Origin of the sequence: Bradyrhizobium sp. UNPF46, assembly GCF_006658625.1 — a bacterium.
In the GTDB taxonomy this organism is placed as follows: domain Bacteria; phylum Pseudomonadota; class Alphaproteobacteria; order Rhizobiales; family Xanthobacteraceae; genus Bradyrhizobium; species Bradyrhizobium nitroreducens.
This window is the reverse complement of record NZ_LFJB01000096.1, coordinates 1-5791: the sequence shown is the minus strand read 5'-3', so window position 1 is coordinate 5791 and position 5791 is coordinate 1. Positions and strand designations below refer to the sequence as shown.

General features: G+C 61.0%; 5 protein-coding genes. 2 read left to right on the top strand and 3 right to left on the bottom strand.

Annotation, left to right across the window (positions count from 1 at the left end; genetic code table 11):
- Positions 1 to 328: 328 nt before the first annotated feature.
- Genes UNPF46_RS32795 through UNPF46_RS32785 form a run of 3 tightly spaced genes read right to left on the bottom strand, consistent with a single transcriptional unit; the run spans position 329 to position 3505 of the window.
- Entirely contained in the window at positions 329 to 1015 is a 687-nt protein-coding gene (locus UNPF46_RS32795; RefSeq protein WP_100177254.1) for an ABC transporter ATP-binding protein, read from the bottom strand.
- Positions 1008 to 2234: an ABC transporter permease gene (locus tag UNPF46_RS32790; protein WP_142252830.1), complete on the bottom strand. Its 1227-nt coding sequence runs from the start codon at positions 2232 to 2234 to the stop codon at positions 1008 to 1010. Before UNPF46_RS32790 ends, UNPF46_RS32795 begins: the two co-directional genes overlap by 8 nt.
- Entirely contained in the window at positions 2231 to 3505 is a 1275-nt protein-coding gene (locus UNPF46_RS32785) for an efflux RND transporter periplasmic adaptor subunit (RefSeq protein ID WP_142252831.1), read from the bottom strand. The genes UNPF46_RS32790 and UNPF46_RS32785 overlap by 4 nt, the downstream gene beginning before the upstream one ends.
- Before the next feature lie 210 nt (positions 3506 to 3715).
- On the opposite strand from UNPF46_RS32785, the gene groL reads away from it, so the two are divergent.
- Positions 3716 to 5338, top strand: coding sequence for a chaperonin GroEL (gene groL, locus UNPF46_RS32780; RefSeq protein WP_142252829.1), 1623 nt, complete (start codon positions 3716 to 3718; stop codon positions 5336 to 5338).
- Between the two features lie 92 nt (positions 5339 to 5430).
- Positions 5431 to 5637, top strand: coding sequence for a ChaB family protein (locus tag UNPF46_RS32775; protein WP_142252828.1), 207 nt, complete (start codon positions 5431 to 5433; stop codon positions 5635 to 5637).
- Positions 5638 to 5791 lie beyond the last annotated feature (154 nt).

The window sequence follows — 5791 nt, the reverse complement described above, 5'->3', positions numbered from 1 at the left end:
GCGCCAAATTGGGCCGCGCCTACCCCAAAATACCCGCCGAAGCGGTGCAAAAACAAAGAGTCAAAACCTCTGTGTCGAGGTACTAGAAGCATTTTCGGTTCTGATTGAATCAGAACCGAAGCTCTAGATTCTTGTTTTGACGCGCTTTCTTCACGCGAACCGGTGTCCACTTCGCTCGAAAACGCTCTAAAATCTCCCGCTCCGCGCGAACCTCATCCCGATATGATTGCGGTCCACGTCCGAAAGGCGATCCCGCTTGTACGCCACATCGCGGCGCCGGCCCAATGGCGGCGGCCTTCGCAAGAAGCGCAATTTTCGGCCTGCATTTCTAGTTGCTGGCAATCCGGCCATCGATCACCTGGATAATCCGGTCGCAGCGACGCGCCAGATCCATATTGTGGGTGACCAGCAAGAAGCTCGTGCCACTCTCCCGATTGACGCGCCGCATCAAATCGAAGACGGCATCGGCCGACTTGGTGTCGAGATTACCCGTTGGTTCATCCGCGAGCACGAGATCCGGCCTCATGGCCAATGCTCTGGCGATCGCCACCCGCTGCTGCTGTCCGCCGGACATGTTGTTGGCAAGGTTGCTTCCGAACTTGTCCAGTCCCACCTGAAGCAGCAGATGCTCCGCTCGGGCCTCGATCTCCGCGCTCGGAAAGCCGCGATCCGCCAGCATCGGCATCATGACGTTTTCGCGTGCCGTGAACGCGGAGATGAGCAAGTGATACTGAAACACGAAGCCGATGGTACGACCTCGCAGATGCGTGAGCTCATCGTCCCCGAGCATGGCCGTATCCCTCCCTTTGATCAGGAGACGGCCGGAGGTCGGGCGGTCGAGCAGGCCTATGATATTCAGGAGCGTGCTCTTGCCAGAACCGGAGGGGCCGATGAGAGCCAGAAACTCGCCACGATCGAGCTCGAGATCGATGTCGTGCAACACCTCGACCTCCGTTGGCAGGCCGACATTGTAGGCCTTGCAGACATGCTCGAGCTTGAGGATCCCGTCAGCCACGAATCGCCACCACGGGGTCGAGATTTGCGGCACGCAAAGCCGGCGCGGTCGCGGCCAGCAAGCCGGTAACCGTGGCCAGCATCGCCGTGTAGACGAACAGGCTTCGTTCCAGAATGAGCGGGAAGAATTCGGTACCATCCGCCTGGCGGGCGACAGCATGCCAGTAGATCAGCGCTGCTGCTCCCATCGCGGCGCCGAAGACCGAGCCGATGAAGCCGAGGAGCCCTCCCTGAAGCAGGAACACGCGGAGAATTTGGCCCTTCGACGTGCCCATGGCGCGCAGGATGCCGATTTCCTTCGAGCGCTGGATCACGGAAACGATGAGGACGGCGGCAATGCCGAACGCCACGGAAAGACCGACGAAAATGCGGATCAAGGTGTTCGTGTAGATCTGGGCCTGGACTGCGGTGAAGAACTGCGCATTGGTGGCGATCCAGCTATCGGCTTGGACCGGTGTTGCGGCCTGGATTCGCTGCGCAATGATTTCAGCCGCGTAGATGTCCTTGATCTTCATGTCGATCGTCGTGACCCCGCCGATCATCCCGAGCAGCGACTGGCCCGTGCGCAGCGCGACGAACGCCACGCGCTGATTGACACCCTTGTTGCCGAAATCGACCAGGCCGGAGATCGTCAGCACGCGATTGGCACCGCCGGTGGCCTGCAAGTTCAGCTTGTCGCCGACGGTTGCCCCAAGGTTCTTGGCCAGCTCAATGCCGATGATGACATCTTCGCTGGTCAGCCGCGCCTCCCCCGCAAAGATATAGTCTGGAATCCTGACGATATCGAAATATGTCTCCGGCTCTATCCCCGTCAGCGTCACGGCCCGGCTGGCATCGCCACGCAGCGCCAGAACCGATCCGGTGATCGTCGGCGAGACTGCCGTGACTTCGGGCATCGCAAGCATCTGGCCGCGGATTTTTGGCCATTGGTCGATTGAAATCACCCGCTGGCTCGGCCGCTGTACCGCGGGGTCCTCGATCTCTCCGGCGGACTTCCGCAACGGACGGGCCACCTGATCCGGGGTGAGAAGCTGGATTTGCGGCTGCGAAGTCAGCACGCGCTTGATGAAGTTCGCTTCGAGGCCGGCGAGCATCGCGGACATGAAGACGATCACGCCGACGCCGATCGCAATGCCGCCGATGATGAAAATGGTCTGCAATCTCCCCTCGCGCAGGAAGCGCACGGCCGCGATCCACTCGAATGGAAGCCAGGGGTTCATTGTAGAACGGGGCGCAAGCGCTGGCCGGCGAGAACGCCCGAATTCTGCGGGATCGCGATGTCGCCGGGCTGCAAACCCTCAAGGATCTCAATCTGGCTGCTACCACGCAGACCGAGCTTGACTGGTCGCCTCAGCGCCCGGCCGTTCTTGACTGTCAAGACCCACGGTTGACCGGACAATACGTCATGCACCGAGCGTGCTGGAAGGACCTGCGCATTGTCCTTCGCTGCGACCTCGATGTCGACCGACACAGTCATATCCTGACGCAGATAGTCCGGTGGTTCGGCGACCGTCAGCTTCACCTGGACCGTGGCGCGGGAAATGTCGATGCCCGGATTGATGTAGGTAACGACTGCGGAAAAATGTCGGTCGGGATAGGCGTCAGCCGATGCGAGCGCCGTCTGTCCGAGCGCCAACCTGCCGAGGTTTCGCTCGTCGATCTGGAGCACCAGCTGCAAATCGCCCGAGGGCGCCAACACCAGCAGCGTCTTTCCCGCCTGCGCCACCGTGCCACGCTCGACGCCGCGTGTGATGAGAACGCCGTCACGCGGGGCCGTAATCGTCGCATAGCCGAGACGGGACTCCGCCGTCTCCAGATTGGCGCGGGCTTGATTGAGCTGGGTCTGGGCCATCACATAGTCGCTGCCGCCGGGGCTTGCGGTATAGACCTGGAATTCCGCGGAGCGCTTGACGGCGCGGGCCACATCGAGCGTCTTCTGCGCGTCATCGAGCGCTGCTCGCGTCGCATAGCCGTTGCGCTCGAGTTGCGCAGTCCGATCAAAGGTCTGTTGGGCATTCAAGAGCGTCGCTTCAGCCTGTGCCCTTGCTTCCTTCGCGGAAGGAAGCGTGAGTTCCTCGAGCTGCCTGATCCGAGCTTCGGCCTGCGCCACCGCCCCTTGGGCCTGCACGACCGACGCCCTCAACTCTCGGGCTTCCAGAGAAATCAACGGCTGACCTTTGGTGACCCTTTCACCCTCCCGGACAAGTACGTCCTCGACCGTTCCCGTGATCTGGCTTCCGATCTCGACCCGATAAGGCGTCTCGACGTGCCCGCTCGCGACCACCGTCTCAATCAACCGACCCTGCGCAACCTGGTCGACCACGACGGCAGGTCCGAACAGGACGCGCATGCCCTGCCAGACACCAAGGCCCAACAGGACCACAACGGTCAGGAGGAACCATCTGTGCGCAATGACGACGGACCAGATCGCTGCAGCAGAAAGGTGGCCGCCATGCTGCTGCTTCGACAAGGGTATTGCTTGTTCGACCATGATTATGCCGTGCGGATCCGCGGACAAGTTTAAGAATACCGCGCCTGCCGGCCGCCCCGATTGCGCTAGGTCAACGTCAGCCTCACCGCGGCTGACTGGCTTCACGATATGAAGCGCTCCGCCGCGCTTGACGAGGATCAACCCCAACCGCCGGCGGCCGTACGAGACTACTATCTCGCAATGGAACCGACAGCAGCTTGAGGCAACGAGATGGCGCACAAACAAGTCCTGTTTCATTCCGCGGCCCGTGAAAAAGTCTTGCGCGGCGCCTCCCTGCTCGCCGATGCCGTTCGGGTCACGCTGGGTCCGAAATCGAAATCCGTCTTGATCCAAAAGGCTTGGGGCGCTCCGATCGTCTGCAACGATGGCGTGACCATTGCCAAGGAATTCGATCTCAAGGACGCCGAAGAAAACCTTGGTGCTCAGGTTCTCCGACAGGCGGCCGAGAAGACCGGCGACGTCGTCGGTGACGGCACCAGCACTTCAACCATTCTCGCCCATGCGATCCTTGCGGATGGCGTCCGGAACGTCGTGGCAGGCGCCAGCGCGATCGATCTCAAACGCGGCCTCGATCGCGGGACGCAGGCCGCCGTCGCGGCACTGCACGCGATGGCAAAGCCGGTGAAGACAAGGGCGGAGAAGGTGCAAGTTGCCACGATCTCAGCTCATAACGATCTGTCTATCGGCGAAATGGTCGCCGATGCAATCGAGAAGGTCGGAGGCGACGGCGTGATCTCCGTCGAGGAGTCCAAGACAACCGAGACTCTTCTGGACGTCGTCGAAGGGATGAAGTTCGATCGCGGCTTTCTGTCGCCTTATTTCGTCACGGATGCCGATCGCATGGAATCGACCTTGGAGGATCCCTACGTCCTGTTATGCGACCACAAGATCGGCGCGTTGCGCGATCTGGTCCCGCTGCTCGAGCAGGTTGCCAAGAGCGGCCGTCCGCTTCTCATCATCGCCGAGGACATCGAGGGCGAAGCGCTTGCAACCCTCATCGTCAATCAACTGCGCGGCGTCCTCAAGGCCTGTGCCGTCAAGGCACCCGGCTTCGGCGACCGGCGCAAATCCATGCTGGAAGATATCGCCATCCTCACAGGCGCCCAGGTCATATCAGACGAGATCGGTCTGAAACTGGAAAACGCGACCTTGCAACAGCTCGGCCGCGCGGCGCGAGTGGTCGCCGACAAGGAGAATACCACATTGATCGGCAGCGGCGGGGACCGAACCAGGATCGACGCCCGGCTCGCTCAGATCCGTGTCGAAATGGAGAAGACGACCAGCGATTACGACCGCGAAAAGCTGGAAGAGCGCATTGCCAAGCTGTCTGGCGGCGTTGCCGTGATCCGGGTCGGAGCGCCGACCGAGGCCGAGATGAAGGCGAAGAAGGAGGCTTTGGACGATGCCATCAGTTCGACCAAGGCCGCGGTTGCGGAGGGAATCGTCCCCGGAGGCGGTCTCGCTTTGCTTCGGACTGTCGCTGCGGTGGCCAGGGAAGAGACCGCGTGCGAGGGCGACGAACGAACCGGCGTACAGATCTTGAAACGTGCGCTCGAAGCACCTGCACGACAGATCGCCGAAAACTCCGCGACGGATGGCGGCGTCGTCGTTGCGCGGATGCTGGAAAGTCAGGGAAATTTCGGCTTCGATGCCGCCCGAAAGGTCTATGTCGACCTCGTCGAGGCCGGCATTGTCGACCCCGTGAAGGTGGTACGGACCGCGCTCGAGAACGCAGTGTCTGTCGCCAGCGTACTGCTGCTGACGGAAGCGACGATGACGGAAATTCCGGAAACGAAGCCCGAGCGGATGCCTGAGCGGGATATCGCTATGTAGCGCTGTCACCTCCCCGCGACTTGATTTGGAGCGTTTGAACCCACCCCTGGCTCAACACCGGGCCTGACGATGGTTCCTCAGAGCGGGTCAAGATGCCTTATCGATCGAACGACGATCTTCCTCCGCCAGTGCGACATCACTTGCCGTCGCATGCCATGGACATCTACCGGGAAGCTTTCAATCACTCGTTCGCCGCCCACGCCGGCGATGTTCGCCAGGAAGAGATAGCGCACCGGACAGCTTGGGCTGCAGTGAAGCGCTTATACGTCAAGGCTGCTGACAAATGGGTACGGAAATAGCGCCGGAGCCGACATAACGTCTGGCTCTCTGACAGATTCAACTTCGGCACAGGTGTCCGGCTCGAGTTGCTTAGAGCGTTTTCGAGCGAAGTGGACACCGGTTCGCGTGAAGAAAACGCGTCAAAACAAGAATCTAGAGCTTCGGTTCTGATTC